The sequence below is a fragment of the Bradyrhizobium sp. USDA 3240 genome (assembly GCF_054063295.1).
The window spans coordinates 1,994,574-2,021,295 of the sequence record NZ_JBSSGD010000002.1; the positions used below are offsets into that span (position 1 = coordinate 1,994,574).

A 26,722-nucleotide genomic window follows, 5' to 3' on the forward strand; every position below is an offset into this window, starting at 1 on the left:
AAGCGCCGGCGCCCCATTCCAAACTGCGAACCGCAGATCAGCGCTGCCTGGTGATCACCGCCTCCAGATATTCGCTGGGGATGACCAGCGTCCCATCCTTGGCGACATTGAACTGGTCCATCAGGCGGAACAGGTCGGCGGCGAGCAGTTGCTGCTTGACGGCATCGATCGCTCCGAAGGCTTTCAGCACTGGACCGTAATAGGTGCGGAAGATCTCAAGGAAATGCTCGCGCGACCTGTAACGGAAATTGAAGTGCTTGCGCTTGGCGTCGACCGTCGCCTGCGGGCCGAACAGCGCGGCGAGATGCGCCTCGGTGCCCCATAGCGCGGGAGACTTCACGCCCGGCGCCGGCGGCACATATTTGCCGATGGTCTTGAATACCTGGCCGATGAACCCCTCCGGCGTCCAGTTCGCAAGGCCGATCTTGCCACTGACGCGGCAGACACGGCGCAATTCATTCGCAGCCTGCTGCTGGTCGGCGGTGAACATGACGCCGAAGGTCGACAGCACGACATCGAAGCTCGCGTCGGCGAACGGCAACCTCTCCGCGTCCGCTTCCTGGAACGTGACGGGTAGACGCTCCGCGGCGGCACGCTCGCGGCCGCGCTCGAGCAACGCTCCGACGTAATCGGTCGAGACCACATCGGCAAAGCGCCGCGCCGCGGCCAGCGTCGCATTGCCGTTGCCGGCGGCGACGTCGAGCACCATCTGATTGCTGCGCAGGTCGACAGCCTCGCAGAGCGTCTCGCCGACGATCTGAAGCGTAGTGCCGACGATCGCATAGTCGCCCGAGCTCCAGGTGGCTTGCTGGCGTGCCTTGACGCCGGCGAGATCGACGGCCGGCATTTCGGTCTGAACGTTCATGTGCATCTCCTTTGAAAATGACGCGCGGCTCGCGGCGAAGCCGCTGGCTTCGCCTGAAGTCCGCGCGTTGCGCCAAAACGGCGTCATGCGGTGCAATGACTTCAATGTGCTGCGAACTATGTACGACGGTCGAGCAGGACCGGAATGCGAGACGCGGCAACCATGCTCCAATCCGAGCGATGCCTGCAGCCACTCTTGCTGCGCTGAGACCAAACGGCCTGCTGCGCCGGAGCTGCATGAAGCTCCCGAACCACAGGCTCCTCCGCTCGCGTGAACACGGGCGAGGACAAGCCCGCGATCATCAGCCCGAGCACAGCGCTTCGAATGATCGGCCGGGAGCAGCGGTTGCCGGCGTGCTTCAATCGCCGGTCGCCGGGCTCGCGCGGCATCAAGCGGGTGGCCTGCCGCTCGCGGTGTGCGAGCATGCCTGCGACCGATTGGTTGACGATCCGGCGGATGCGCAAGAGCAGGATGGAAAAATGTCTTCGTACCGGATTAGACACGGACTCCATGAATAAGATCGGCATAATCGTTTCCTTGATCGAAGTGTGATGGCGCCCCGGATAATGGTTGGGCCGGGATGCGCCATGCGACGCCTCGCAGGCGTCATTCGGCTGCAATGGGCGGTTCGACGGGATCAGCACGCACCACCACTGTGGTCGCGACCTTGTAGAATTCCTCGCCCGGCATGCCGACGCAGCGCGCATGATCCCGGATCGAGTCACCATCACGCGCCTCGTAGATGCAGAAAGTGCCAATGCGACCATCTGCCTCATGCACCACATAGCTTCGGATCCAGCGGACGCGGTCCGGCATCTGCTCGTCGCCGATCCTGGCTGACGTTGCGCCGGCGAGTTCCAGCTCGCCCATGTTTGCCCAGGCGCTCGGACGGCGGATGACATAGAGTTCCATCGAAATCTCCTCGGTTGCGACGGTTGAACGGCAGGCTGCGGCAATCGCGGCCATGCTCAGCTATAGGCGCGGTCAACGCCAACTGTCCTTACCGCGGGCTGATCATTGTCTGATCTTTGCCTGAACCTTTTCCGGCATCCCCGGACCCATACACATGGCATTCTCATTTGGACTGTTCGAGCTTGATGAAGCTGGACGCGTGCTGCTGTGCGCGCGGCAGGAAGTCGCTTTGCAGCCGCGTGTGTTCGATCTGCTGGTCTACCTTGTCCACCACCGCGAGCGGGTCGTCTCCAAGGACGAGCTGCTCGAAGGTGTCTGGCCGGATGTCACGGTCACCGACAACTCGCTGCAGCGGGCGGTGAGTTCGTTGCGCGCCGCGCTGCGCCAGGGCGGCATGGACGGCGCGATCCGGAATCTGCCGGGCAAGGGATATCGGTTCTTCGTTGATTCCAGGCAGCCGGAACGCATTGACCACAAGCAAGTCGATGGCACCGTCGGTGCAATCGGAGCAATCGGCCTCGCCCGACGTGCGGCGGTCGGACATCTATGGCTGCAGGCGGCAACGCTCTTTCAGAGCGCCGACGGAGACGGCCAGCTCAGCGCCGAAGATTTCCACGATTGGGCAATTGCCCTGCAATGCCTCGGCAGGACCGCGGCAGCGATTCCGGTTCTGGTTCGCGCAGTCGCCGCGCGCAGCGAGGCCGGCGACGCTGCCGGAGCAGCGGTCGACGCCATCGCGCTCTCGGGCCTGCATTTCGAGAGCGGTCAGGCCGCGATCGGAAAGGGCTGGCTCGCGCGCGCAGAAGACTGGGCCTCGATGCTCGACGATCCTCCGACGACGGCCCTGCTGTTATGGATGAAGTCGAAACTGGCTGCCTTCGATGGCGAGCCGGAACAGGCACTCGCATTGGCCGACGCGGCCTACACCGCCGTGAGATACAAGGACGCGCTCAACATCGAAGCGCTGAGCCTGGCCTATCGCGGCTTCTATCGGCTATGCCTCGGCGACACGCATGGCGGGCTGGCCGATCAGGACCATGCCGCCGCGGTCGCCCTGTCCAGCACCAATCTGGACCCGATCATGGGCGGCAGCCTTTTTTGCAACATTCTCTGGGCAGCCCGGATGTTCGGAGATTGGGCCCGGGCCGACCAGTGGACACGGAGCTACCAGAATTTCTGTTCGAGCAGCGGCATGGAACTGACAGGTTCATGCCAGTTGCATCGCTCCGAGGTGCTCGGCATCAGGGGCTCGCTCGACGAAGCGCTGGCTCGCATCCAGGATGCGCTCGCGCGCCTGACCAGCGATGCGCCATGGTCGATGGGCGATGCCAACCGGGTGCTGGGCGATATTCTTGCAGCGATCGGCAATGACGACGCAGCACTCGAAGCCTACGACAGGGCATACACGATGGGCTGGTGCCCGGAGCCGGGCCGCGCGATGTTGCTGCTCGCAAGAGGCGAAGCGGAAGCCGCCCATGCGAGCCTCGAACGGAGCTTGATCGGCAAGTCCTGGTGGACATTGCAGCGCCGGGGAATCCTGCTCGCGCACCTGGCGCTGGTCGCAGCACACACGCATCGGAGCGGCCAGGCGAAGGCATTGATCTGCGAACTTTCCGGAAGTGCGGATCGCTGGCCGATGCCCTCGATCCGCGCGCTCACCAACGAAGCGCAGGCGATCCTCGCTTTGTCTCGGCAGGATCACGAAGCAGCGATGCGGCATCTCCATCTCGCCCGCCAGCTCTGGTCGAGCATCGACGGGCGGGTCCAGATCGTACGGCTCAGACTTCAGATCTCCCGCCTCCAGCTCGAGCGTGGCGACATTCGCGGCGCCATGGCCGAGGTTCATGCGGCCCAGCTCGTGGCTGGTGAATTGGGTTCGCCCAAGCTCCGCGCTGACTGCACTGCCTTGCAGCATGACATCGACGGCTGGCAACCAGCCGTACGACGTCAAAGCATTGGCCGGTGATCAGGCTGCGCGGCGCAGCCAGTCGCGCACGCGATCGATCAGGTTCTTGCGCGGCTTAGGCCGAACGGCCATCGCAACCGGCTCGATCTGGCGCGCGGATGACGGCGGCGCTTCAGCGGCAGGCGCCGTCTCGACCACTTCGCCGGCGTCCGCAACGGAGTGTTCCGGCACCGTGGCGGGCGTATCGGATTCGCTCCGCGCCAACGCCGTCTCTTCGATGGCTGGTATCTCCGTCGGCACGGGCACATCAGCGACGTCAAGCGCGCTGGCGACCTCGCGCTCCTCGATAACCGGCGGCACCATCGCCGCGCGGCTGCGCCGTCGCTCCGCGGCCGCAACCCGCAACTGTGCACGCCGCTCGCGCTCGGCGTCCGCCGCAGCCTGCAACGCGATCGGGCCGACATTTTCCAGAAACGCACGCTCATAGCCGCGCGAGAGGCGATCGAGCGCTTCGTCGAGCGGCAGCCAGTCGACTTCCCTGACGTCGCTCATCAACGCACGCACCGGCTTGCCGCCGGCATCCATGCGCCAATAATGCACCACCTTCGAGCGCCCGCCTGAATCGTAGACCAGCGTGCCGAGGAATTCGTGCACCTCGACGTCGTGGCCGGTTTCCTCCAGCACCTCGCGTTCGGCGGCGTCGCGCGGCGTCTCGCCATCGTCGAGCTTGCCCTTCGGCAGCACCCACTCATTGCGCTTGCGCAGGCGCACGACGGCGAAGCGCTGCGGAGCGTCCCGCCGCAGCACAATGCCTCCCGCCGCCAGAACAGGCGTCCGCGCCATCTCGTGTCCATCAGGTTTGCGATTTAGGATCGTCGCGCGACGATCCCGGCTATTCTAAAGCATGATCTTGAAAAGTGGAAACCGGTTTTCCGGGCAGATCGTGCTCAAAGAAATGGCGCGAACGAGAAAGCGACATCAGAGTCCATATTTTGACGCGCTTTCTTCGCGCGAACCGGTGTCCACTTCGCTCGAAAGCGCTATGAGGACTTCCGCAACAACGGCTCGCCGCATTTGATCCGTGTTCCCTCCGCGACATTGTCGCAGAACTCGAAATTGCCGGGCGCGAGCACGATGATCGTCGAGCCATGCTCGAACCAGCCGAGCTCGTCGCCCTTCTTGACATGCGCGTCACAGGGGAAATCCACCGGGCCCCGCGACTGCGCGTTCAGCGTGACGTCGAGGAAATGCAGGCGGAGGCTGGCGACGAGGATCGCGGCGACCGGAACCAGCGTCAGCGCCTCGCCGGTCGGAAGCTTCGCGCGCAGCACCGCGCGCTCATTCTTGCAGAACAGCCGCTCGACCCGCTTCAGCGCGATCGGATTGACGTTCCAGACGTCGCCGTGAATGAACGTCACCTTGTCGATCGCAAGATCATAGGGCGCATGGAAGCGGTGATACATGCTCGAGGTCAGCCGCAGCGTGACGAAGCGGCCGTTGCTGTGCTGCTCCACCAGCGCGGGATCGCCGAGAAGATCGAGCAGCGAATAGGGCGCGCCCTTGACCTGGAACAACTGGCCATCCTCGATCCGTCCATGGGCGCCGATGATCGCGTCCGACGGGCTCGCGATGATGGCGGCATCGGCCACGGCCGGGCGCAGGCCGGGCTTGAGCTCGCGGGTAAAGCAATCGTGCAAACTCTTGAACTCGGTCTTCTTCGCCTCGGACAGATCGAGGTCGGAGAACAGCTTCCAGCAGGCAATCGAGGCGTCGCGCACCAGGGGGTTCTCGACCTTGGAGAACCAGCCCATGAAGCGAGTGATCGCCGCCCGCGGAATCCGGTTGGTTAGCAGGAAATTGAGGTCTTCCTGCTGGGTGAATGCCGAGATCAGCCCCTTGACTGTCATGAATTTGTTAGGTGCCGAGGCTAGCGCTTCTGTCATGGAAACATCCCTTCCGATTCTCTCGCTGTCCGCCGCCGCGCTTGCCGGCGCCGCCGCAGCATTCCCCAAAATTCAGGCCCGCCTCGCGCTGTCGCGCGCCAAGCACCGCTCGCTGACCGGACACTCCAAGATGTCCAAGATGGTGGCGCGCATGGTCCCGCACTACGAATTCGACATCGACGAGTTCTTCCGCTCCGACGGAGCCCCGAAGGACGTCGCGATGCAGCGCCAGGACGGCTTCTTCCGCCTCGCCGGCCTCTACGCGGATCGCTATCCCAAGGGCCGCGCGCTGACCGCCGAAGTGACCGAGCGGATCTCCGATCTGCAGTTCACCGAAACCTACCGCGTGCCGTTCCAGTATAGCCGCCTGGTGCGCGAGCATCTCGGCACCTCGGCCTTCGTCGAGGCCTCCAGCGGCGTCACCGTCACCGACCTCGACGGCAATGTGTCCTACGACCTGACCGGCTCCTACGGTGTCAACATCTTCGGCAACGACTTCTACAAGGAGTGCATCGCCGAGGGTGAGAAGCGCGCCCACGCGCTCGGCCCGGTGCTCGGCCCCTACCACCCGATCATCGCCGACAACGTCAAGCGCCTCTGCGAGATTTCCGGCCTCGACGAGGTTTCGTTCCACATGTCCGGCACCGAGGCCGTGATGCAGGCGGTGCGGCTCGCGCGCTACCACACCAAGCGGACCCATCTGGTCCGTTTCGCCGGCGCCTATCACGGCTGGTGGGGCGAGGTGCAGCCCGGCGTCGGCAATCCGGTGTCGCCGCACGAGACCTTCACGCTCGCCGAAATGTCGGAGAAGACGCTGCACGTGCTGCGCACCCGCAAGGACATCGCCTGCGTGCTGGTCAATCCGCTGCAGGCGCTGCATCCGAACGGCAACGCACCCGGCGATTCCGCGCTGGTCGATTCGTCGCGTTCCTCGAGGTACGACCGCGCCGCCTACACCGAATGGCTGAAGCAGCTGCGCGAGGTCTGCACCGAGCGCGGCATCGTCTTGATCTTCGACGAGGTATTCGTCGGTTTCCGCCTCGCCGCCGGCGGCGCCCAGGAATATTTCGGCGTCAAGGCCGACATGGCGACCTACGGCAAGAGCCTGGCCGGCGGGCTTCCGGTCGGCGTGGTGTGCGGCCGCAAGGACCTGATGCGCCGCTTCCGCGACGACCGGCCGGCCGATATCTGCTTCGCGCGCGGCACCTTCAACTCGCATCCCTACGTGATGACGGCGATGGACGAGTTCTTGAGCCGGCTCGCCAGCCCGAACTTCCGTTCGATCTACAACGGGCTCGAGGAGACCTGGAACGGCCGCGCCGAGGCGCTCAACGACCGGCTCAAAGCGCAAGACCTGCCGGTTCGCATCGGCAACATCTCGTCGATCTGGACGGTCTCCTACACCGAGCCGTCCCGCTACAACTGGATGCTGCAATACTATCTGCGGGCCGAAGGACTGGCGCTGAGCTGGGTCGGCACCGGCCGGCTGATCTTCAGCCTGAACTACACCGACGCTGATTTCGCCGAGGTCGCCGACCGGTTCGTCGCGGCAGCCGAGAAGATGAAGCGCGACGGCTGGTGGTGGCACCAGGAAGGCCTCACCAACAAGAACATCAAGCGGCAGATCCTGAAAGAGATGGTCGCCGTGAGGTTCGGGCGCTGAGCCCTCGTCGGCCCTGACGCATCCACGGCCTTCCGTCACCTCTCCCGCTTGCGGGGGAGGTCGGATCGCATCGAACGATGCGATCCGGGTGGGGGCTCTCTTCTCACGAAAATTGCCGCAAGCGGCGACACCCCCACCCCACCCCTCCCCCGCAAGCGGGAGAGGGAGCGCAGTCCCGTTGTTGCAAATTGCTCGGCCGAGTCTGTTCACAGGAACCCTAGAGACGTAGATGCCCGGGACAAGCCCGGGCACGACGCATATCGGAAAGATATTGGAGCAACGATCAGGCGTGCCTGACGTGCTTCTCCAGACCCGGATCGATCAGCTCACCCTTCATCAGGAACAGCGGCGCCTTGTGATAGAGCTTCAGGTCGTGGAAGGGGTCGGTGACGATCTTGGTCATCCAGACGAGGCCGGTCTCGACGTCACGGATGAAGAACAAATGGATGGTGCGGAACAGGAGGCCGCCGATGCCGACCACGAGCCAGACCTTGGCAACCTGACGGGTGAAGTCGCCCATGGTGACCCAGGGCTTGAACAGGCCGAACAGGGTCGGATCGAAGTACAGCACCATCGGCGACAGCGCCCAGATCGCCATCAGCACGACCTTGCGCTGCAAATTGTAGCCGACCTTGATGTCTTCCTTGTGCTCGTGGGTCGCCTGGTTGACGTGGTCATACCCCTTCGGCTCGAAGAAGAAGTGACCGGCCTGGCGCGAGGTCATCGAGACCAGCCAGCCGACCAAAGCCGACACGACCGGATCGAAGAACAGCATCACATAAGCGAACAGGAAGCTCAGCGCGCTGACGAAGTGCAGGCTCTGGTTGATCCGGCTGTGATGGTAGAAGCGATGGTCATCCCAGCGCTGGGTACGCAGCTCTTGCAGAAAATTCTTGATCATTGGTTCCCCCAACATCTTTCGGGACAGGATTTACAGGGATTCGATGTATCGCGTGTGACATCATCATAATGACATATGACAATGCGGAGCGACGCCTTGACGCAACCGGAGCAGGGTCTTGCCTCATCCCGGCGAGATTTGCGGGGATGAGGCGGAGGAAATCGTAGCCTCCTGGCTTGGGGGGCGCTGTGCGCCACCTCACCCGGGAGGACCGGCGGCTCTGGGCCGCCTTGGCCAAGCCGCCTCAGGCCGCCTTGGCGACGTCCGCCTTGCGGAAGCGGACCAGCGAGAAATGGCCGAGCGGCGGGATCAGGCGGCGCTCCGCGAGCTCCATGCCGCGCGCGCCGGCCAGCCACTTGGTGTAGCGCGACCAGGCGAATTCGGCGGTCCGGAACCCGAGCGGGCGCACCACCGGCTGCAGCTTCTGCTCGATGAAGCGGCGGACGCCGGCATCGGCGCTGACGCGGGTCAGGATGATCAATTCGCCGCCCGGACGCACCACACGCGCGAACTCGTCGAGCGCGGCTTCCGGATTCGGCACCGCCGACAGCACGTACTGCGCCATCACCACGTCGAACGAATCGTCGGGGAATTCGAGCTTCTCGGCGTCCATCACCGCGAGGCCCTCGACATTCTTCAGGCCCTGCTCGGTCACCCGCTTCTTGGCCTTCTCCAGCATCGCCTCGGAGATGTCGGTGCCGAAGATGCGCACGTTCTGGCTATAGAGCGGCAGCGAGATGCCGGTGCCGACGCCGACCTCGAGCACGCGGCCGCCGATCTTGTTGGTGGCCTGGATCGCGGCCTGCCGGCCCTTGCTGAACACGCCGCCGAATACGAGGTCGTAGATCGGGGCCCAGCGGTCATAGGCCTGCTCGACCGTTTCGCGGTCGAAGTCCATGGAACGGTCGGCGCCCAGCTTGATGATTTCAGCCATAGATTAGGTCTCTCGTCTTTCGTTCGTTTGAACCGTTAATTCGGAACCGCACTGCGGCTGGCGACGCGGCGGGCGGGCCGCGGCGCGCGGCTCGGCTGCAACGTGGCCAGATTGCCGATGAACTGACGCGCACTGTTTTCCCAGGAACGCTCCAACGCAAAATTGCGGCAGTCGGCGCGCGACATGTTCAGCGCGCGCAGGCAGGCGCTGCGCAGATCGTTGTCGATCGCGCCGATCGGATGATCCGCGATGACGTCCTTCGGGCCGGTGACCGGGAACGCCGCGACCGGCGTGCCGCAGGCCAGCGCCTCGAGCTGCACGACGCCGAAGGTGTCGGTCAGGCTCGGGAACACGAACACGTCGGCGGCGGCGAGGTGCGAGGTCAGATCCTGGCCCTTCTTCTCGCCGAGGAAAATCGCGTCGGGATATTTCTGTTCCAACGCCGCCCGTTGCGGGCCGTCGCCGACCACGACCTTGGAGCCCGGCAGGTCCAGCGACAGGAAGGCGTCGAGATTCTTCTCGACTGCGACGCGGCCCATGGTCATGAAGATCGGCCGCGGCAGATCGAGCAGCGCGGGCTGGTCCGGATTGAAAATTTTGGTGTCGACGCCGCGGGTCCAGAAGCCGAGCTTGCGGAAGCCGCGCTCGGCAAGCTCTGTGCGCAGCGAGTCGGTCGCGACCATCGTCATCGATCCGGACGCGTGGAAGTGGCGCAGCACGGCATAGCCGACGCTGTCGGGAATTCCGGTGCGCACCGAAACATATTCCGGGAAGCGCGTTGTATAGGAGGTGGTGAAGGCGAGCTTGTTGCGCTGGCAATAGCCGCGCACCGCCCAGCCGATCGGTCCTTCGGTCGCGATGTGGATCGCCTCGGGCGCGGCCTCCTCGATCCGGCGCGCAATCTCGCGGCGGTTCGGCAGCGCCATGCGCAGGCCCGGATAGGTCGGCACGCCGACCGAACGGAAACCGTCGGGGGTGAGGAATTCGATCTCGGCGCCGAGGGTCGCTGCGCTACGCGCAAGCGACGTCAGCGTCCGAACCACGCCGTTGACTTGCGGATGCCAGGCATCGGTCGCAACGAGTATGCGCATCGCAGGAGACCCAAATCGTTAATCTTGATTCTGCTCGCACGACGTTCTGACATGGATGTTTCAAACGTATGACGTCATCGAAATGTTAGGTTGTTTTTCACGGCGAACTGCCGGTTTTTCGTGTAACATGACAGTCAGATGTCAGAGCAGCAGAGTGAACATCCCGGCACCACGCGCCGCAGGCTCAAACGGCGAAACTCGTCGCTCCTGATCCTGGCGGCCGGCATCTTCGTGTTTGCCGTCGTCGCAGGCCTGCTGTTCTACGGGCTGCGTCCGGTGACGTTGAAGATCGCGGTCGGCCCGACCGGCAGTGAGGACGTCAAGCTCATCCAGGCATTCGCGCAGGCCTTTGCGCGTGACGGCCACTCGGTGCGGCTGAAGCCGGTCACGACACAGGGCGCCGCCGAAAGCATCGCGCTGTTCACCGCGAACAAGGTCGACCTCGCGGTCGTGCGCGGCGATCTCAGCCGGCCGGCGAGCGCCGAGGCGGTTGCGATCCTGCGCAAGAATGTCGTTGTGCTGTGGGCACCGTCGGGCGGCAAAGGCAAGCCGCGGTCTGCGAAGATCAAGAGCATCGACGATCTCCCGGGCCACAAGGTCGGTGTCATCGGCAGCACCCCGGCCAACGTCACGCTCTTGCGCGTGATCCTGACCGAGTCCGGCATCAACCCCGACAAGGTCACGATCAGCCAGTTCGCCGTCAACAAAGTTGCCGATCTCGCGCGCGATCCCTCGCTCGACGCCTACATGACCGTCGGGCCGCTCGACAGCAAGATCACGGCGGACGCGATCGCGGCGACGGCGGCTGCGCGCGGCGAACCGAAATTCCTCCCCGTCGATGTCTCGGAAGCGATCGCGCAGAAGCATCCGCTCTATGAGTCCGAGGAAATCGCCGGTAGCATCTTCTCCTCTTCGCCGGCCCGGCCCGAGGACAAGATCGAGACCGTCGGCGTCAATCACCTCATCATCGCGCAACATGCGCTGCACGAAGCAACCGTCGGCGCGCTCGACCGGCAGTTGTTCACGCAGCGGCTTCAGGTCGCGCGCGACGTGCCGGCGGCGGCCAAGATCGAGAAGCCGGACACCGACAAGGACGCCGCATTGCCGGCGCATCAGGGCGCGGCCGCCTACATCGACGGCACGGAGCGCACCTTCCTCGAAAAATACTCCGACTACATCTGGGGCGGCATCCTGCTGGTCTCCGGCCTCGGCACGGCGGGCGCCTGGCTGCGCCACTATGTGAAGCGCGACGAGCGCGAGCGTTACATCACCCATCGCGACGGTCTGCTGACGCTGATCTCGCGGGTGCGCGGCGCCGAGACGCCGGAGGAACTCGCGGCCATGCAAGGCGACGCGGACGCGCTGCTGCGCGAGGCGCTCGATTGCTACGACGACGGCGCGATCGAGGACGGCGATCTCTCGGCGATCGGGCTGACGCTCGAGCAATTCCATCACGCCGTCTCCGACCGCCGCGCGGTGATCAACGGCGACCGGCCGGGCGTGCCGAGGATACGCGCAAGCTAGGCGCACACGCCGATTGCACCGAGAGCAATATGCACCGAGAGCAATGTTTGGATTGCGCGTGCATGCGCGCGTGGCCATGTTGAGTACGACCACAACGCTCGGCACGACACCATGATCACGTCCATCATCGCCGACATGCCCGCGCCGTTTGTGTTCGCGGTCGCGCTGGCCGGCGTGTTCCTGATCGCCTTCATGAAGGGTGCGTTCGGCGGCGGCTTTGCCATCGTCGGCATCCCGCTGCTCTCGCTGGCGATGGATCCGATCGCGGCGGGCGCGCTGCTCGCGCCGCTGTTCGTCGTCATGGACATCACGGCGCTGCGGTTCTGGCGCCCCAATACGTGGTCGCGCGTCGACCTCGCGATGCTGCTGCCGGCGCTCGTCGTCGGCATCTGCCTCGGCTATTTCGTGCTGCGCGATCTCGACCGGCATGCCGTCGAGATCGTGATGGGCCTGGTGACGTTGGTGTTCGCCGCGCTGTGGTTCATCGGTGGCGGCGAGATCAAGCCGCGTCCGCGCTCGACGATCAAGGCAACGCTCGCCGGGCTGTCCTCCGGCGTCACCACGATGGTCGCGCATTCGGGCGGGCCGCCGCTTGCGATCTATCTGCTGCCGCTCGGCATGTCGAAGGCGTTCTACGCCGGCACCACCAGCCTGTTCTTCACGGTCGGCAATCTGCTGAAGGCCGGCCCGTGGCTGGTGCTCGCCACGCCGTCGCGCAGCCTGTGGATGCTGATGGCGTTGTGCGTACCGGCCGTGCCGGTCGGCGTCTGGGCCGGCTGGCGGCTGCACGAACGCCTCGACCAGCGCGCGCTCTACCGCCTCTGCTACGCCATTCTCGTCGTCACCGCAGCCAAGCTGCTGTGGGACGGACTGGCCGGATACGTTCAGCTCTGAGCGCGGCCGACGTTGTTGCTGCCCGTCAGGAAGATCGCGCGCTCCGGCTGCCGCTCACGCTGACGGCGAGTGGCCCGATCCCCTCGAGCGTTCGGGCCATATCGTCCGGCTCGAGCCGCTTGCGCGCCACGAACGAGAAATGGCGACGCAGCTTCAGGACCGGCTTCTCGATCCAGTGCCAGGAGAACGCCGCGAACGCCGTGATCAGCACCAGCGCGACGGCGAACTGGACAATCAGCGACGCGTACGGCAACCACACCTTCACCACCTGCTGCATCGGGAAACCGTACAGATAGATCCCGTAGGAATAGTCACCCCTCGAAAGCAGCGGCAGCCGCGGAAGCTTTGAGACACCGAGGAACACGGTGATGTAGACCAGCGCCGGAGCAATGACGGCATTGAGGACGGGCTGGGTCATCCAGGCCGCCGGCCCAAGCAGCACGGCGCCGAGGCAGAGCGCACAGCAGGCGGCGAGAATGCGCCCGTCATAGGGAATGCGGTCGCGGTAAAGGTAGACCGCGATTGCAAGCAGACAGGCGACCGGCAATTTCGCACCGCGCCCGAGGAACAACGCCGTGCTGAAGATCTTGTCATGCAGCGTGCCCGCGACGCCGGCAGGCAGCTGGGGCGGCGTTGCGGCATGCCCAGTGAACTGCACGGCAAAGCCGATAGCGACCAGCACGACGACACCGGTCAGGATCAGTGCCGGCTTGCGCAGCAGCCCGAGGCTCATGATGACTGCCATCACCGCGTAGCAGCCATATTCGAACGGCACGGTCCACAGCGAGCTGTTAACCTCCGGCGCGGGATTGTCGCTGAACACGCCCGGCAGGGTGTAGTTCACGAGGCCGACGACGTTCGTGAAATATTTCCAGGTGCCGGCGCTGGTGAAATAATCCCAGAGCGGCAGCGTCGTGAAAATCGGCCCGAGGATCAGCGCCGACAGCACGATCTCGACCGCCAGCGCCGGAATGATCCGCAATCCGCGATTGATCAGGAATTCCTTAACGCTGAGCCGCAGCCCGCTTGCGGCGATCAGGAATCCGCTCAATGCGAAAAACATCACGAGGATGGCAAACTGCGGAAACCAGAGGACCGACGTCGGATCGGTGTCACCGCGACCGGTGGCGACGTAGGGCGTATGGCCGGCGACGACGGCGATGGCGAGCGCAACGCGGAGAAAATCGAACCCGGGACCAAAGCCCTTCTGCTGATCCAGCATGCTCCCGATCGAAGGCGCTGGCATGACTTCCACTCCATTCCAAACCACGCCTTCGGACAGCAAGCCTCGTGCCGGGATAGATGTCCTGATGCGGTACAACCTACCCGGCAACGCTCCCTTAACCGTGCGACGAAACACCGACGAAACAAATCCCTAACGCCACGAAACCATTTTGGCGATTTCGTGCAAACGTCCTGAAACGCCTCACCTGTACTTGTTTGGCCCAACGACGCGCCGGAACCGGCGCGCAGGGCGCAAACAACAGGGGTCGACAATGTTCAATTCCATCAAGCTGAACGCACGTCTCGCTGCCGCCGCCTTCGGTGCGCTGGCGATCGGCGCCGTCGCTTTCTCGAATTCCGCCGCGGCCGCGCCGCTGCCGATGTTCCCCTTCATCCTGACGCCGCCGACCGAGGCGGTGCAGCCGCCGGTGCAGACGATGCCGCAGGCGCAGGAGGAAGACCGTTCCGTCGAATTGCCCGCCCGCCTGCGCCGCCAGGTCGTCGCCTATCCGACCCGCGAGGCGCCGGGCACCGTCATCATCGATACCCCGCACACCTACCTCTATCTCGTGCTGGGCAACGGCCAGGCCATGCGCTACGGCATCGGCGTTGGCCGCGACGGCTTCACCTGGTCGGGCACCCAGACCATCACCAAGAAGGCAGAGTGGCCGGATTGGACCCCGCCGCCGGAAATGATCGCCCGTCAGCCCTATCTGCCGCGCCACATGGCCGGCGGCCCCGGCAACCCGCTCGGCGCCCGCGCCATGTATCTCGGCGGCACCGTGTACCGCATCCACGGCACCAACGCGCCGGAGACGATCGGCACCCACGTCTCCTCCGGCTGTCTGCGCCTCACCAATGAGGACGTCACCGACCTCTATTCGCGGGTCAACGTCGGCACCAAGGTGATCGTGCTGCCGATGACCGACCGCCGCGCCGACCTCGGCTCGGCCGTCCGCTAGGTCCGACACATTCAGACATTGACGACGGCTCCGGCATCATGCCGGGGCCGTTGTTGCGTTCATAATCGTTAACGTCCGGGTCGTTAGCGTCCAGGTCGCTAACGTCCAAGTGATCTCGGGCGGCCGCCCCCGAAGCAGCTTGATCCCGCCACACTGGCGCCCTCGTCGGCGGGCCTGTACAACCCGTCAAGTTGATTTCATCCGGGGGAATGATGCGTCTACCGATGCATCCAAGAACGATCGCGCTCGGGCTCACGGTGGTGCTGGTCTCGTTCGCGATCAGCCTGAAGGCCATGGATTGGCTCGCGCCGAGCGTCACGGTGCAGGCGCCGCCGCTGGTGCAGCTGCCGCCGTTGCCGCAGGCGCCGCGGTCCTCGACGGTCGTGGCGCAGGTCTCGGTCGCGCTGTCGGCGATCCGCGATGCCGCCGAACGCGGCGCGCCGAAGACCTTCGGCGGCAAGGCCGACAACCCGGTCCAGCAAATCCTGCAAAATGCCGACATCGGCTGGACCGCCTCGCGCGGGCCGATCGCAGCCACCGGCGCGCAGGACGTGCTGACGCTGACGACGCCGATCAACGGCGCGCTGAAGGTCACCGGCTCGCTGTCGGCACAGGCGACCGGCGCGGTCAGCAACGCACTCGGCAGCCTGCTCGGCGGCAATGTCGCCAAGCAGATCGGCGCCGTGAACATCAAGAACATCAACGCCAATGCCGACATCAAGGGCAGCGTCACGCTGACCGCGCGGCCGAAGCTCGGCGCGTCCTGGCGGATCGAGCCGAACCTGCAGGCGCAGGTCAATCTCGGCGACACCAGCCTGTCGGCCGCCGGCGTCCGCATCAGCGTGCCGGCCCAGGTCAAGCCTGTCATCGACAAGGCGGTCGCCGACCAGATTTCCGTGGTCGAGGCGCGGTTGCAAAACAACCCGGTGTTCCAGAACGCCGCCCGCATGCAATGGGCCAAGGCCTGCCGCTCGATCCCGCTGCAGGGCACCGGCGGCACCGCGTCGATGCCGCCGATGTGGCTCGAGCTGCGGCCGACCCGCGCGATCGCCGCGCAGCCGAAGGTCGATGCATCCTCGCTGATCCTGACCATGGGGATCGAGGCCGAGACACGGATCACGGAGACGCAGACCACGCCGAACTGCCCGTTCCCCGATAAACTCGCGATCGTGCCGCCGATGCCAAGCAAGGTTTCGGTCGGCCTGCCGGTCGACATGTCCTTCACCACGCTGACGCAACTGGTCGAGGCGCAGTTGAAGGGCAAGACCTTCCCCGAGGACGGCTCCGGCCCGGTCGACGTGACCGTCAAGAGCGCGAGCATCGCCGCCTCCGGCGACCGGCTTTTGATCTCGCTTCTGGTGCGCGCCAAGGAGAAGAAGAGCTTCTTCGGCCTCGGCGCCGAGGCGAACGTGCACATCTGGGGCCGGCCACGGCTCGACCAGACGGCACAGACGCTGCGGCTGACCGACGTCGAGCTGGCGGTCGAGTCCGAGGCTGCGTTCGGCCTGCTCGGCGCCGCCGCGCGCGCGGCGATCCCGCATCTGCAGCAGGCGCTCGCCGATCGGCTGGTGGTCGACCTGAAGCCATTCGCGACCAACGCGCAGCGGAAGATCACTGCCGCCATCGCCGACCTGCAGAAGAACGAGGAAGGCATCCGCGTCGACGCCGACGTCAACAGCATCCGCCTTGCCGGCATCACGTTCGATTCGAAGACGCTCCGGGTGATCGTGGAGACCGACGGCACCATCAAGGCTGCCGTCAGCGCGCTGCCGGCGCTGTAGGGCGCGAATCCCGGCGTTCCATCCGCCCCGCACCCTACGCATGCCCAAAAAGTCGTCTTTGCGACAGCTTGCCGCACCGGATAGAAGGTGCCCCGTGGAAGCAACCTCGAACGAAAAATCAGGGAGAGAAACACGATGAAATCGCTCTTGGCCGCAGCAGCGGCCGGCCTCGCGCTGGCGGTCTCCGGCACCGCGGCGAACGCCCAGATCTCCGACGACGTCGTCAAGCTCGGCGTGCTCACCGACATGTCGAGCCTCTATGCTGACGCCACCGGCAAGGGCTCGGTCGCCGCTGTCGAGATGGCGGTCGCAGATTACGGCGGCAAGGTGAAGGGCAAGCCGATCCAGGTCGTCGTGGCCGATCATCAGAACAAGCCCGACGTCGGCGTCAGCATCGCACGCAACTGGTACGACAACGAGAAGGTCGATGCGATCCTCGACGTGCCGACCTCGTCGGTCGCGCTGCCGATCTCGGCGCTGACGCGCGAGAAGAACAAGATCCACATCAACTCCGGTGGCGGCTCCTCCGACATCACCGGCAGCGCCTGCTCGCCCAACACCGTGCACTGGACCTACGACACCTACGCGCTGTCGAACGTCGCCGGCAAGGCGATGGTCAAGCGCGGCGAGGACACCTGGTTCTTCGTCACCGCCGACTACGCCTTCGGCATGGCGCTGGAGCGCGACGCTGCCAACGTCGTCAAGGAGACCGGCGGCAAGGTGCTCGGCGACGTCCGCCATCCGCTCAACTCGTCGGACTTCTCGTCCTTCCTGCTGCAGGCGCAGGCCTCCAAGGCCAAGGTCGTGGCGCTGGCGAATGCCGGCGGCGACACCACCACCGCGCTGAAGCAGGCCGCCGAGTTCGGCCTGACCCAGGGCGGCCAGAAACTGATCGCGCTGCTGATGGAAATCACCGACACCCATGCGCTGGGCCTGAAGGCGACGCAGGGCCTGATCGTCACCGACGCGTTCTACTGGGACATGAACGACGAGACCCGTGCCTTCTCGAAGCGCTTCAACGAGAAGGTCGGCCACATGCCGACCATGATCCAGGCCGGCCTCTACTCGGCGACCATGCATTACCTGAAGGCGATCGAAGCGATCGGCACCGACGAGGCGCCGAAGGTGATGGAGCAGATGCGCAAGACGCCGGTCAACGACTTCTTCGCCAAGAACGGCCACATCCGGATCGACGGCCGCATGGTGCACGACATGTACCTGTTCGAGACCAAGAAGCCCGAGGAATCCAAGGGCGAGTGGGATCTCTACAAGCTGATCGCCACCGTGCCCGGCGACGAAGCCTTCCGCCCACTCGACAAGGGCGGCTGCCCGCTGGTGAAGTCGAACTAGCCAGCCGAGCGTCGAAGCATTCGCTCTGGGTGCGGCGGCCATCGAAGGTTGAATTTGGAGGATGCGGGTCGATCGATCCGCATCCTCTCTTTGTATGCGTAGCTGCGTGAGCCCTCAGCGCGGCGCACGATGCGCACTGCGGCGCGGTACATGAACGATGCCGATGCCGCTCTCCTGCGCCTGCAGCGCTTGCAGCACCCCGGGCGGCAGCAACACCAGCCTGGCGGCGGGGGTCGGCGCGCCGTTGTTGAGCACGTCGCGATACGGATACAGCGCCTGGTAGGCGGCCGGCTCGGAGATCGCGGCCTGGGCCGAGGCCGCCGTCGCCGTGATGGCCGACAGCACTGCTGCCAGCGCGACGGTTTTCAACGTCCTGGTCCTGAACGTCCTGGCGAGATGGGAAATCCTGGTAGTCATGGTAACGCTCCCGCGATTTACATCGCATACGATTAATTCGTTCGCGCCTGATAAAGGCATGGCACGACCGGGCTTCAAGTATCCCGATTTAATCGGATGCGATTTATTCGGACGCGGGGCTTCAAATATCCGTGTGAACCGGGTGATCCTGCGCGGCTTGCAGGACAGGTCTGATCGCGCGGCACGGCTGCAGCGTCGGCGACGCGCGCAAGTGCTTCAGCCGCGTTCCTTGGGCATCGCCCCGAACACCGTCTCGTCAACGAGGCGCCAATACGCCTCGACGACCTTCGGGTCCGCGGAGGACAGTCCGCCGGTCACCTGCATTTCCGGCCCGAACTCGGAAAGCGTCGCGGTCAGGCTGACCATCATGTAGTGAAACAGCATGGGGTCGACGGCGGGGAGCAAACCCTGCTTTTGAACCGCGATGATCTGTGGCAGCAATCGCTCCAGCAGCGGAGCCAGGATCGCTTCCGCCACCCATTTCAGCCGCGGATTGTTTGTCAGCGTCTCCTGCCGCATGAAGCGGTGAAATTCAGGAAATGCGACCGTGTACCGGAACAGTGTCGTGTATTCCTGGCGGAGCCGCTGCAGCGGCGACAAATCGGAGGTTTCGGGCGCAGAAATATCCCAACCGGCACGAATCTGGGCGAAGGCGTGCTCCGCTGCCGCCCGCCACAGGATGTCCTTGCTGCGATAGTGATAGGTGATCAGCGGATGCTGCAGGCCGAGCCGATCGGCGATGGCACGAATGCTTGCGGCTTCGAACCCGCGTTCGGCGAATTCGGCGATGGCTGCATCGAGGATCGAGGCTCGGGTCTCGATCGAACGTTGTTGTTCGGCTCTCTGCCGCGGGCGGCCGCGACGCGCAGCCGCCTGGCTCGCTTTCTTCGTCATGCGGCCTTGGCCTAACATGGTTTCCGGTCCGACGTCACCCGACGTGTCCACGAGCCCATCGCCAGCAGCCATGCCATCCTTGTTGCGCAGTCGGTCTATTTGCCTTCGAACACCAGCGTCGGCGGCTCGATGTCCTTGTCGAAGGCCGCGGCGGTGTTGACAAAGCCGCGCTGGGCGTCAGGACCGTCGTAGAGCTCCATCGCGACATCGAGCATCACGAGATCGGCGGCGGCGACGCCGCCGCTTGACCACGCCTTGAGCAGGGTGCGCGTCGCGGCATATGACCTGGTCGGCCCCGTCGCGAGCTGCCGTGCCAATGCAGTCGCCGTCGCCGTCAACGCACTTTCGGGCACCACATGGGTGGCAATTCCGAACGTGCCCGCTTCGGCTCCGGAGATCGGCTCGCCGAGCATCGCAAATCGCGATGCACGCGCCCGCCCGGCGCGCTCAGCGATGCGCTGCAACGCGCCGGCGATCGGCAGCATCGCCGTCGTGACCTCAACGCAACGGAAGGTCGCGTTGTCGGCTGCAACGAGGAAATCGCACGCCAATGCGAGCTCGAAGCCGCCGCCGAAGGCTATCCCCTGCACCACCGCGACCGTCGGGATCTTCAGCATCTCGATGGCGCGATAGGCGATGTTCACGTCGGCAACGAAGGTCCTGAACCAGTTGACGTCCTTGCCCGGCCATTCCCGCACCTCGCCGCCGAAGCTGAAATGCGGTCCCTCGGCGCGTACCACCAGCACGCGAATGTCGCTTTGACTCGCCTCACGCACCGCCGCGCGCAGGTTCTCCGCGAAACGTGCGTCGAGGCGGTTGAATGGCGGGTTGGCGAGGACAATGTTGCCGACGGCGCCATCTCTTTCAAATCGGATCGTCTTCATGGTCGCGTCTCCTTCTATGAGATGTCAGGCCGGACGCCGGTCAGCGGACGAGGGAATGATCGGCAGCAGCAGATGGGACGGCCGCTCCGCATCGCGATAGATCTTGTGGGTGACGGTCCGGCTGCTGCAAACGTGGTACGGGATGTACTCGACGTTGGTCATGGCTCCCGTGCCGGTCGGGACATCCATCGACGTGATATCGAGGCAGATGCGATGGCCCGCCTTGAACTGGTTCGCGGTGGCGAGGATCTGGATCTGGTATTCGACCACGTCTCCCGGCGTCACGGGGGCGATCGCATCCTGTGTCAGTCTGTGGAAAGGCTCCCAGGTTTTCGAGCGCTGCTCATCGAGCGCGCGATAGGACGCCTTCAGCCAGCCCCGGGTCAGCTCACGCTCCGGCAACGTCGACGGAACGTCGCGTTCGCCCTCGCGCGCGGTGCGCACCGAAACGTCCGGCCCGACGTCCTTGAGCACGATGATCCAGTTGGTGTCGTCCTGGTCGATCGCAGCATGCAGCGTCAGCGTGATCGGGCCGGCGATGGTGACGTCGTGCGGCAGGGGCTCGGTCATGTAGCGCAGCCGCTCCACCTTGGTCGTCCGCGTCACCGGCATCTGCGTGAAGACATCGGGCTCGCGCGCCGAAGCGCCGACCTCCGCGGCAGGCCGCGGCGGCTCGGTCGACAGCGTCTCCCAATGTGAGAGATAGTATTTGGTCCACTGCGTCTCCGGCAGCGGCCAGTTCGTCCCGGTCCGCCACTCGTTGGCGCCCATCAGCCAATAGCGCACCGGCGGCTCGTCCATGATGCCGGTGTCGTGCCCCTTCAGCCAGTGATCGTACCAGCGGATGATTTCATCGTGGTGCTGATGGAACGGCCGCTCGAGATGCGCCGGCCCGGTGAACAGCAGCTTCTTCGGCGCATCGACGTTCTGGAAATAGTGCTGCGCTCCGAGCCAGTGCAGCTTGTAGGCATACGCATATGCGCCCGAGCCCGTGTAGAACGGAATCTTGATCTTCCGGAAAGTCTCTTCCGCACGCTCGACGGTGCCATCCGCCTCCCAGGGATGCGTCATCATGAGATACATGATGAAGGTGCGCTGTCCCTTCTGGGTCAGGATGTTGTAGAGGTTGATGTACTGCTTGAAGTCCGGGTTGCGCATGGCCCGGCGCCAGAGCTCTTCCTCGGCGGGCGGCAGCTCGGCGGGGCGGTCGCGCGATTCATGGACGGTGCTGAAAACGTCGAGCAGATAGGGAAAGCTGTGCAGCACGCCGCCGGGATTGAAGTCGCGGAATCCGAACATGCCGCCATAGGCGCTGCACGCGTCATAGGGGAAGATGGCTTTCAGCGCGGGATGCCCCTGCGCGGCCGCGCGCCATTGCTCGCCGGCAAATCCCGAGATTCCGACCATCCCGACCTTGCCGTCGGACCACGGTTGCTGCGTGATCCATTCGATCAGGTCGTAATGGTCGGTGTCCTCGTGGCCGTAATGCCCTTCCGACTTGGCTGAACCGCGCGGCTGCGCGATCACGTGGACGTAGCCATTGGCGATGAAGCGACGCGTATCGCCCGCCTCGATCGGACCGAACCATAACGGCGTGTGGGCCGGCTGCGGCGGCAAGACGTCCGCGATGTCGGGGCCCTGGATGTCCTTGTTGTGCAGCGCCGAGGCGTACAGCACGGGGTATCGGCCGGCTGCGTCCGGACGGTAGACGTCGACCGCAAGACGGGTCCCGTCCCTCATGGCGACGCTGATGTCGCGTTCCTCGATCATCGTTTCATCCCGGTGTTCGCGACCATTTTCGGTCGATGGCCCGTGGCGGTGGAGGCACCCTGCCCGCCCGGTCGAAAATACCATGGCATAAAACTTTACTATCGTAAAGTATAATTCTCATGCCCTCGGAACGCGACGGAACGGCTCGATATTCCCCGACAGTTCGAAAATCCCGGAATGATCGTAGTGGCGGACGCGGCTGGAGGGTTCGATGCGCCCGCCATCTCCATCTGCGATGGACGCCATTCCGTGCGCCACGCGCCGCGTCGGCAGCAGCGGACGCGGTCGCTCCGGTCAAATTCGAGCCGGATCGGACAGGCTGGCGAGGTTGGCAGGATTTAACATCCACGCCATAGTGAATGACTATCCTGGTCGTGAGCCAATGTGGGGTCAGCTATGGACGTGTCACCTTCTGGTAGCGAGAGCCGAAGCACGTCGGAGCCACCACAAGCACCGCGCCAGGACGCGCACACGGCAACGCGCATGCCGGCGATCATTGTCGGCGTGATTGCCGCGATCATCGTTGCGCTGTCGATCTATTATCTGCTGCGGCCCGAGCCGCTGCTCGTGCAGGGCGAGGTCGATGCGACGCGGCTCGATATCGCCGCGCGCGTCGACGGACGGGTCAAGGACATCCCGGTCGAGCGCGGTCAGAACGTGGCGGCCGGCGCCGTCCTGGTGAAGATCGACAATCCGGAAACGCTGGCAAAGCAAGATCAGATGCGGGCCGCCAAGGCCGTTGCGGACGCTCAACTCGCCAACATCCTGGTTGGAACGCGGGTGGAGACCATCGCCGCGCGGAAGGCGGAAATGGAGCGCGCGGAGGCCGCGCAGGTGCTGGCGCAGAAGACCTTCGACCGCGCCAAGACACTGACCGAGCAAGGCAACGCGCCGCAGGCGCGCCTCGACCAGACCACCGATGCGCTGCACGAAGCCGAGCGCGGGCTCGATCAGGCGAAATCGGCCTATGAGCAGGCGGTCAACGGCTACACCAAGGAAGAGCGCGCGATCGCGAAAGCCAATGCCGAGAAGGCCGAGGCCGACATTCAGAGTGTCCAATCGGTGATCGATCAGCTCGCGGTTTACGCGCCCGTCGCGGCGCAAGTCTATCAGCGCAACGTCGAGCCGGGCGAGTTCGTCTCGCCGGGCGTGCCGCTGGTGACACTGATCAATCTCGGCGATCTCTGGATCCATTTCGATCTGCGCGAGGATCTGGTGAAGGGCCTGAAGGTCGGCGACAAGTTCGACGTCCGCATTCCGGCGCTCGACGACCGTCATGTCACGGTCGAGGTCAAGCTGATCGCCACCAAGGGCGAATATGCGAGCTGGCGGGCGACGCGCGCCACTGGCGATTTCGATTTGCGAACATTCTCGATCCGCGCCTATCCGGTGCAGCCGGTGCCCGAGCTGCGGCCCGGCATGAGCGCCTATCTCGACTGGCGGTCGCGCCAATGAGGCTGGCATCGCAGCCCGGATTCTGGCGGGTCGCACAGCGCGAGTGGCAGTGGCTGGTGCGCGACCGCGTGGCATTGCTCCTGATCTTCGGCGTGCCGCTGTTCGCCTTCGTGGTGCTCACGACCGTGTTCAGCCAACCGGTGATCCGCGGCCTCGGCGTCACCATCGTCGACACTGACAAGTCGGATACCTCGCGCGCGCTGACGCAACAGGTCGCGGCGTCGCCGAGTCTGCGGATCGTCGACGATTCAGGCTCGCTGGCGTCAGCCGTGCAGGACATCCGCTCCGGCAAGGCGATCTCGGCGATCTTCATTCCGCCGAATTTCGAACGCGACCTGAAGGCGGATCGCCGTCCGCAGGTCGTCGGCTTCTACAACCAGCAATTCCTGACCGCGGCCGGCATCGCCTCGTCGGGCCTGAACGATGTACTGTCCGCCGCCGCGAGCGCGGCCGCTCCCGCCAACCGCGCCGCCCCCGCCCCGGCATCGATGGGAACGATGTCGGCGGAGACCATCGCGCTGGTCAATCCGCAGAAGAACTACGCGCAGTTCCTGCTGCGCGCGCTGCTGCCGACGATCATTCACGTGGTGATCACGCTCGCCGCGGGCTATTCGGTCGGCTCCGAATTCCGCCGCCGCAATGCGCGCGAGTGGCTCGAAAGCGCCGGCGGCGATCCGATCGCTGCGCTCGCCGGCAAGCTGGCGCCGCTGTTCGTGATCTTCATCCTGATCATGCTGGCCCAGCCGCTGATCCTCGAGGGCGTGCTGCAGATTCCCTTCAAGGGCGACGCGCTGCTGATGATCGCGGCGGGCCTGCTGCTGACCATCGCTTATCTCTCGCTCGGTGCGCTGCTGCAGCTTTTGGTCGGCGACCTCGCGACCGGGCTCGGCCTTGCCGGTTTGATCGCCTCCCCCGCCTTCGGCTATGCCGGTGTCGGCTTTCCCACCATCGGTATGAACACGTTTGCGCAGGTCTGGAGCGCGATCCTGCCGCTGCGCTGGTACATGTCGGTGTTGATGGGACAGGCGGCGCGCGGATTGCCCGCCTCGGAATCGGCGATTCCCTTCGCGGCGCTCGCGGGTCTTACGCTGCTGTTTGCCGCGCTTGCCTTGCTGCGCATGGCGAGCCTGACGCGCAGGGGCTGGTTTGCGAGGGCGCTGCCGCCCGAACCGCCGGTCAGCGAGCAGACGCCGCCCGGCATCGGCGGCGCCTTCGTGGCGGAGTGGCGGCGTGTGCTCGGGACGCGCAGCGCCTTCAGCCTGCTGTTCCTCGCTCCGCTGGTCTACGGCATCTACTATCCGCAACCCTATCTGAACCAGATCCTGCGCAAGCTGCCGATTGCGGTCGTCGACAATGATCTCAGCGATCTTTCGCGCCAGATCGTCGAGACGCTCGATGCCAGCGGCACGTTGAGCGTGACGGTGCGCGCCCGCACCCTTGCGGAGGCAAGCACCGCGATCGACCGCGGTTACGCATTTGCCGCGGTGCAGATCCCGCCCGGCACCGAACGCGACGTGCTCAAGGGCCTCACCGCGCACATCCCGGTCTACGCCGACGCCACCTATCTGTTCATCTTCCGGTCGACCGCAGGGGCCGTCGCCACCGCGATCGGCACGCTGACATCCGAACTGGTGTCGCGTGGCGCCCGCGCCGACGGAAGCCTGGTCAAGGCGAAGCTCGCGAGCCTCAGCCCGGCCAATGTTCTGTTGCAACCGATCTTCAACCCGGTCGGCGGCTATGCGAGCTACATCGTCCCGGCGGCGTTCATCCTGATCCTGCAACAGACGCTGCTGATCGGCGCGGCGATGCTGACCGGCACGGCGCTGGCGAATTCCCGCAACACTGTTGCGAACTCTCGCAACTTGGTCGCGGGCGTGTTCGGGCGCGGCGTGGCCCACCTGACCATCTATCTGCCGGCGCTCGCGCTCTATCTGATCGTGCTGCCGCGGATCTATGGTTTCTCGACGCTCGGGCATCTGCCGCAGATCTTCGCGCTGGCGACCGTCTTCCTGCTGGCGACGAGCTTCCTGGGACAGGCGATCGGCGCCTGGTTCACGCGGCCGGAGAACGCCACCATCCTGCTGCTGGCGACCAGCCTGCCGCAATTCTTCACCGCCGGCTTCGCGTGGCCGCGCGAGGCCATCCCTCCTGCGGCGACCGCGCTCGGGCGGCTGTTTCCGGCCGACTCGGCGATCGACGGCCTCGTGCGTATCAACCAGCTCGGCGCCAGCATCTGGGAGGTCTCGCATGACTGGCTCAGGCTGTGGTGCCTGGCGCTGGGCTATTTCGTGCTCGCCGTGATCTCCGCGCTGGTGTTCAAGAGAGGACAGCAAGATGCCCAACGCTAGGCGCGCAGCCATTGTCGCGATCCCGCTTGTGCTCGTCGCGGGTGCGTTGATCTACGCCGAGAGCCGCGCGACGCCTGTCCCCGCAATCGTCGGCGTGGTCCGCTCGACCGAGGTCAGGATCGAGCCGGAAGTGAACGGCCAGCTGGTGTCGATCGCGGTCGAGAAAGGCGCCAAGGTGCGCGCGGGCGACGTCCTCGCCAAACTGTCCGCGGTCGAGTTGAGCGCACAGGCGGACCAGGCCCGGGCCGCGCTCGCCGCCGCGGTGGCGAACCGCAACAACGTCTATGCCGGCGTACGCCGCGAGCAGATCGACTCGCTGAAAGCCGCGATCTCCAAGGCCAATTCGCGGCTCGACTATGTGGAGACCCAACTCAAGCGGATCACGACGCTGGCGAGCCAGAGCTTTGAAACCCAGCAGGCGCTCGACCAGGCCGAGAACGACGTTGCCGCTGCGCGCGCCGGCGTGGCGGCGTCCCAGGCGAACTACGATGCCGCCGTGGCAGGGCCGACCAAAGAGGAGCGCGCCATCGCCGACGCACAGGTGCAGGCGGCCGCGGCCGCCGGCGCGGTGCTCGAGCGCCGTCTCGACAAGATGGTGCTGCGCGCGCCGGTCGACGGCGTGGTCACCGTGATCGCCGCGGAATTGGGCGAGAACGTGCGTGCGGGTCAGCCGATCCTGATGATCGCGGCGGCCGGCAAGCAATGGCTGTCGTTCAATGTGCGCGAGGACCATCTCGACGGCCTCGCGATGGGCAAGACCGTGAGCGTGATACCGAACGGTTCCGGCGCCGCCACCAAGGCTCCCATCACCGAATTGCGGCCGCTCGGGGTGTTCGCCACCTGGCAGGCCGAACGCGTGATCGGCGATCACGACCGCAACACGCTGCGTCTGCGTCTCGACCCGACAGGCGCCGCGGAAGGTCTCGAGCCCGGCATGAGCGTCCGGATCGAGCGCTGACGACGCGCCGCGCCCGGCCGCGAGCCGCAATGACGCGCGGACTGTC

Annotated in this window: 23 protein-coding genes; 10 read left to right on the plus strand and 13 right to left on the minus strand. The window is 65.1% G+C overall.

Annotated features, from left to right (window positions below):
- Positions 1-37: 37 nt before the first annotated feature.
- The 3 genes from ACVIGA_RS10260 to ACVIGA_RS10270 form a co-directional block, all read right to left on the minus strand.
- Positions 38-865: a class I SAM-dependent methyltransferase gene (locus ACVIGA_RS10260; protein ID WP_456666285.1), complete on the minus strand. Its 828-nt coding sequence runs from the start codon at positions 863-865 to the stop codon at positions 38-40.
- Between the two features lie 116 nt (positions 866-981).
- Positions 982-1,392, minus strand: a complete 411-nt coding sequence (locus ACVIGA_RS10265) for a hypothetical protein (protein WP_456666286.1) — start codon at positions 1,390-1,392, stop codon at positions 982-984.
- Positions 1,393-1,471: 79 nt separating this feature from the next.
- Complete coding sequence (locus ACVIGA_RS10270) at positions 1,472-1,831, minus strand: nickel-binding protein (RefSeq protein WP_456666287.1); 360 nt, start codon at positions 1,829-1,831, stop codon at positions 1,472-1,474.
- Between the two features lie 145 nt (positions 1,832-1,976).
- Here ACVIGA_RS10270 and ACVIGA_RS10275 point away from each other — a divergent pair, with 145 nt between their 5' ends.
- Positions 1,977-3,743 (plus strand): winged helix-turn-helix domain-containing protein, encoded by a 1,767-nt coding sequence (locus tag ACVIGA_RS10275; RefSeq protein ID WP_456666288.1) that lies wholly within the window; start codon positions 1,977-1,979, stop codon positions 3,741-3,743.
- Here the strand turns inward: ACVIGA_RS10275 and ACVIGA_RS10280 are convergent, their stop codons facing one another.
- Entirely contained in the window at positions 3,744-4,526 is a 783-nt protein-coding gene (locus ACVIGA_RS10280) for an NUDIX domain-containing protein (RefSeq protein ID WP_456666289.1), read from the minus strand.
- Positions 4,527-4,723: 197 nt separating this feature from the next.
- Positions 4,724-5,590: an archaetidylserine decarboxylase gene (asd, locus tag ACVIGA_RS10285; RefSeq protein ID WP_456670779.1), complete on the minus strand. Its 867-nt coding sequence runs from the start codon at positions 5,588-5,590 to the stop codon at positions 4,724-4,726.
- A 34-nt stretch (positions 5,591-5,624) separates the two neighbouring features.
- On the opposite strand from asd, the gene ACVIGA_RS10290 reads away from it, so the two are divergent.
- Positions 5,625-7,289 carry an aminotransferase class III-fold pyridoxal phosphate-dependent enzyme gene (locus ACVIGA_RS10290; protein ID WP_456666290.1) on the plus strand — a complete coding sequence of 555 codons (1,665 nt, stop codon included), beginning with the start codon at positions 5,625-5,627 and terminating at the stop codon, positions 7,287-7,289.
- Between the two features lie 283 nt (positions 7,290-7,572).
- On the opposite strand, the gene ACVIGA_RS10295 is transcribed toward ACVIGA_RS10290, so the two are convergent.
- The 3 genes from ACVIGA_RS10295 to ACVIGA_RS10305 form a co-directional block, all read right to left on the minus strand.
- Entirely contained in the window at positions 7,573-8,190 is a 618-nt protein-coding gene (locus tag ACVIGA_RS10295; RefSeq protein ID WP_223975376.1) for a hypothetical protein, read from the minus strand.
- 244 nt (positions 8,191-8,434) lie between these two features.
- The gene (locus ACVIGA_RS10300; protein WP_223975375.1) at positions 8,435-9,124 is read right to left on the minus strand and encodes a class I SAM-dependent methyltransferase; all 690 of its coding nucleotides are present in this window, start codon (positions 9,122-9,124) and stop codon (positions 8,435-8,437) included.
- Positions 9,125-9,159: 35 nt separating this feature from the next.
- A complete protein-coding gene (locus ACVIGA_RS10305) occupies positions 9,160-10,215 on the minus strand; it encodes a glycosyltransferase family 4 protein (RefSeq protein ID WP_456666291.1) in 1,056 nt (351 codons plus the stop codon).
- Between the two features lie 138 nt (positions 10,216-10,353).
- Between ACVIGA_RS10305 and ACVIGA_RS10310 the strand changes: the two genes are divergently transcribed.
- Complete coding sequence (locus ACVIGA_RS10310; protein WP_456666292.1) at positions 10,354-11,739, plus strand: TAXI family TRAP transporter solute-binding subunit; 1,386 nt, start codon at positions 10,354-10,356, stop codon at positions 11,737-11,739.
- A gap of 111 nt (positions 11,740-11,850) precedes the next feature.
- A complete protein-coding gene (locus tag ACVIGA_RS10315) occupies positions 11,851-12,633 on the plus strand; it encodes a sulfite exporter TauE/SafE family protein (protein ID WP_456666293.1) in 783 nt (260 codons plus the stop codon).
- 25 nt (positions 12,634-12,658) lie between these two features.
- Here ACVIGA_RS10315 and ACVIGA_RS10320 read toward each other — a convergent pair whose 3' ends face one another.
- Entirely contained in the window at positions 12,659-13,879 is a 1,221-nt protein-coding gene (locus tag ACVIGA_RS10320) for an acyltransferase family protein (RefSeq protein ID WP_456666294.1), read from the minus strand.
- A 250-nt stretch (positions 13,880-14,129) separates the two neighbouring features.
- On the opposite strand from ACVIGA_RS10320, the gene ACVIGA_RS10325 reads away from it, so the two are divergent.
- The 3 genes from ACVIGA_RS10325 (at position 14,130) to ACVIGA_RS10335 (ending at position 17,950) form a co-directional block, all read left to right on the plus strand.
- Positions 14,130-14,819, plus strand: coding sequence for a L,D-transpeptidase (locus tag ACVIGA_RS10325; RefSeq protein ID WP_456666295.1), 690 nt, complete (start codon positions 14,130-14,132; stop codon positions 14,817-14,819).
- A gap of 212 nt (positions 14,820-15,031) precedes the next feature.
- Positions 15,032-16,600, plus strand: coding sequence for a DUF4403 family protein (locus ACVIGA_RS10330; RefSeq protein ID WP_456666296.1), 1,569 nt, complete (start codon positions 15,032-15,034; stop codon positions 16,598-16,600).
- Between the two features lie 135 nt (positions 16,601-16,735).
- Positions 16,736-17,950, plus strand: a complete 1,215-nt coding sequence (locus ACVIGA_RS10335) for an ABC transporter substrate-binding protein (RefSeq protein ID WP_456666297.1) — start codon at positions 16,736-16,738, stop codon at positions 17,948-17,950.
- Between the two features lie 114 nt (positions 17,951-18,064).
- On the opposite strand, the gene ACVIGA_RS10340 is transcribed toward ACVIGA_RS10335, so the two are convergent.
- The 4 genes from ACVIGA_RS10340 to ACVIGA_RS10355 all read right to left on the minus strand — a co-directional run bounded on the left by ACVIGA_RS10340 (position 18,065) and on the right by ACVIGA_RS10355 (position 21,915).
- Entirely contained in the window at positions 18,065-18,367 is a 303-nt protein-coding gene (locus tag ACVIGA_RS10340; protein WP_456666298.1) for a hypothetical protein, read from the minus strand.
- Between the two features lie 216 nt (positions 18,368-18,583).
- Positions 18,584-19,261 (minus strand): TetR/AcrR family transcriptional regulator, encoded by a 678-nt coding sequence (locus ACVIGA_RS10345; protein WP_456666299.1) that lies wholly within the window; start codon positions 19,259-19,261, stop codon positions 18,584-18,586.
- A gap of 95 nt (positions 19,262-19,356) precedes the next feature.
- Positions 19,357-20,145: an enoyl-CoA hydratase/isomerase family protein gene (locus tag ACVIGA_RS10350; protein WP_456666300.1), complete on the minus strand. Its 789-nt coding sequence runs from the start codon at positions 20,143-20,145 to the stop codon at positions 19,357-19,359.
- 24 nt (positions 20,146-20,169) lie between these two features.
- The gene (locus ACVIGA_RS10355; protein ID WP_456666301.1) at positions 20,170-21,915 is read right to left on the minus strand and encodes a CocE/NonD family hydrolase; all 1,746 of its coding nucleotides are present in this window, start codon (positions 21,913-21,915) and stop codon (positions 20,170-20,172) included.
- Positions 21,916-22,398: 483 nt separating this feature from the next.
- Here ACVIGA_RS10355 and ACVIGA_RS10360 point away from each other — a divergent pair, with 483 nt between their 5' ends.
- The 3 genes from ACVIGA_RS10360 to ACVIGA_RS10370 are packed head-to-tail and all read left to right on the plus strand — an operon-like array spanning position 22,399 to position 26,676.
- Complete coding sequence (locus tag ACVIGA_RS10360) at positions 22,399-23,370, plus strand: HlyD family secretion protein (protein ID WP_456666302.1); 972 nt, start codon at positions 22,399-22,401, stop codon at positions 23,368-23,370.
- Positions 23,367-25,718, plus strand: coding sequence for an ABC transporter permease (locus ACVIGA_RS10365; RefSeq protein WP_456666303.1), 2,352 nt, complete (start codon positions 23,367-23,369; stop codon positions 25,716-25,718). The genes ACVIGA_RS10360 and ACVIGA_RS10365 overlap by 4 nt, the downstream gene beginning before the upstream one ends.
- A complete protein-coding gene (locus tag ACVIGA_RS10370) occupies positions 25,705-26,676 on the plus strand; it encodes an HlyD family secretion protein (RefSeq protein WP_456666304.1) in 972 nt (323 codons plus the stop codon). The genes ACVIGA_RS10365 and ACVIGA_RS10370 overlap by 14 nt, the downstream gene beginning before the upstream one ends.
- Positions 26,677-26,722: the final 46 nt, after the last annotated feature.

What these genes read in the sequence shown, in the direction of transcription:
- ACVIGA_RS10355 (WP_456666301.1), bottom strand. Translation starts at nt 21,915, where the DNA reads ATGATCGAGGAACGCGACATCAGCGTCGCCATGAGGGACGGGACCCGT.
- ACVIGA_RS10365 (WP_456666303.1), top strand. Translation starts at nt 23,367, where the DNA reads ATGAGGCTGGCATCGCAGCCCGGATTCTGGCGGGTCGCACAGCGCGAG.
- ACVIGA_RS10330 (WP_456666296.1), top strand. Translation starts at nt 15,032, where the DNA reads ATGCGTCTACCGATGCATCCAAGAACGATCGCGCTCGGGCTCACGGTG.
- ACVIGA_RS10295 (WP_223975376.1), bottom strand. Translation starts at nt 8,190, where the DNA reads ATGATCAAGAATTTTCTGCAAGAGCTGCGTACCCAGCGCTGGGATGAC.
- ACVIGA_RS10335 (WP_456666297.1), top strand. Translation starts at nt 16,736, where the DNA reads ATGAAATCGCTCTTGGCCGCAGCAGCGGCCGGCCTCGCGCTGGCGGTC.
- ACVIGA_RS10305 (WP_456666291.1), bottom strand. Translation starts at nt 10,215, where the DNA reads ATGCGCATACTCGTTGCGACCGATGCCTGGCATCCGCAAGTCAACGGC.
- ACVIGA_RS10340 (WP_456666298.1), bottom strand. Translation starts at nt 18,367, where the DNA reads ATGACTACCAGGATTTCCCATCTCGCCAGGACGTTCAGGACCAGGACG.
- ACVIGA_RS10265 (WP_456666286.1), bottom strand. Translation starts at nt 1,392, where the DNA reads ATGCCGATCTTATTCATGGAGTCCGTGTCTAATCCGGTACGAAGACAT.
- ACVIGA_RS10280 (WP_456666289.1), bottom strand. Translation starts at nt 4,526, where the DNA reads ATGGCGCGGACGCCTGTTCTGGCGGCGGGAGGCATTGTGCTGCGGCGG.
- ACVIGA_RS10270 (WP_456666287.1), bottom strand. Translation starts at nt 1,831, where the DNA reads ATGGCCGCGATTGCCGCAGCCTGCCGTTCAACCGTCGCAACCGAGGAG.
- ACVIGA_RS10345 (WP_456666299.1), bottom strand. Translation starts at nt 19,261, where the DNA reads ATGACGAAGAAAGCGAGCCAGGCGGCTGCGCGTCGCGGCCGCCCGCGG.
- ACVIGA_RS10300 (WP_223975375.1), bottom strand. Translation starts at nt 9,124, where the DNA reads ATGGCTGAAATCATCAAGCTGGGCGCCGACCGTTCCATGGACTTCGAC.
- asd (WP_456670779.1), bottom strand. Translation starts at nt 5,590, where the DNA reads ATGACAGTCAAGGGGCTGATCTCGGCATTCACCCAGCAGGAAGACCTC.
- ACVIGA_RS10325 (WP_456666295.1), top strand. Translation starts at nt 14,130, where the DNA reads ATGTTCAATTCCATCAAGCTGAACGCACGTCTCGCTGCCGCCGCCTTC.
- ACVIGA_RS10320 (WP_456666294.1), bottom strand. Translation starts at nt 13,879, where the DNA reads ATGCCAGCGCCTTCGATCGGGAGCATGCTGGATCAGCAGAAGGGCTTT.
- ACVIGA_RS10315 (WP_456666293.1), top strand. Translation starts at nt 11,851, where the DNA reads ATGATCACGTCCATCATCGCCGACATGCCCGCGCCGTTTGTGTTCGCG.
- ACVIGA_RS10290 (WP_456666290.1), top strand. Translation starts at nt 5,625, where the DNA reads ATGGAAACATCCCTTCCGATTCTCTCGCTGTCCGCCGCCGCGCTTGCC.
- ACVIGA_RS10370 (WP_456666304.1), top strand. Translation starts at nt 25,705, where the DNA reads ATGCCCAACGCTAGGCGCGCAGCCATTGTCGCGATCCCGCTTGTGCTC.
- ACVIGA_RS10310 (WP_456666292.1), top strand. Translation starts at nt 10,354, where the DNA reads ATGTCAGAGCAGCAGAGTGAACATCCCGGCACCACGCGCCGCAGGCTC.
- ACVIGA_RS10350 (WP_456666300.1), bottom strand. Translation starts at nt 20,145, where the DNA reads ATGAAGACGATCCGATTTGAAAGAGATGGCGCCGTCGGCAACATTGTC.
- ACVIGA_RS10260 (WP_456666285.1), bottom strand. Translation starts at nt 865, where the DNA reads ATGAACGTTCAGACCGAAATGCCGGCCGTCGATCTCGCCGGCGTCAAG.
- ACVIGA_RS10360 (WP_456666302.1), top strand. Translation starts at nt 22,399, where the DNA reads ATGCCGGCGATCATTGTCGGCGTGATTGCCGCGATCATCGTTGCGCTG.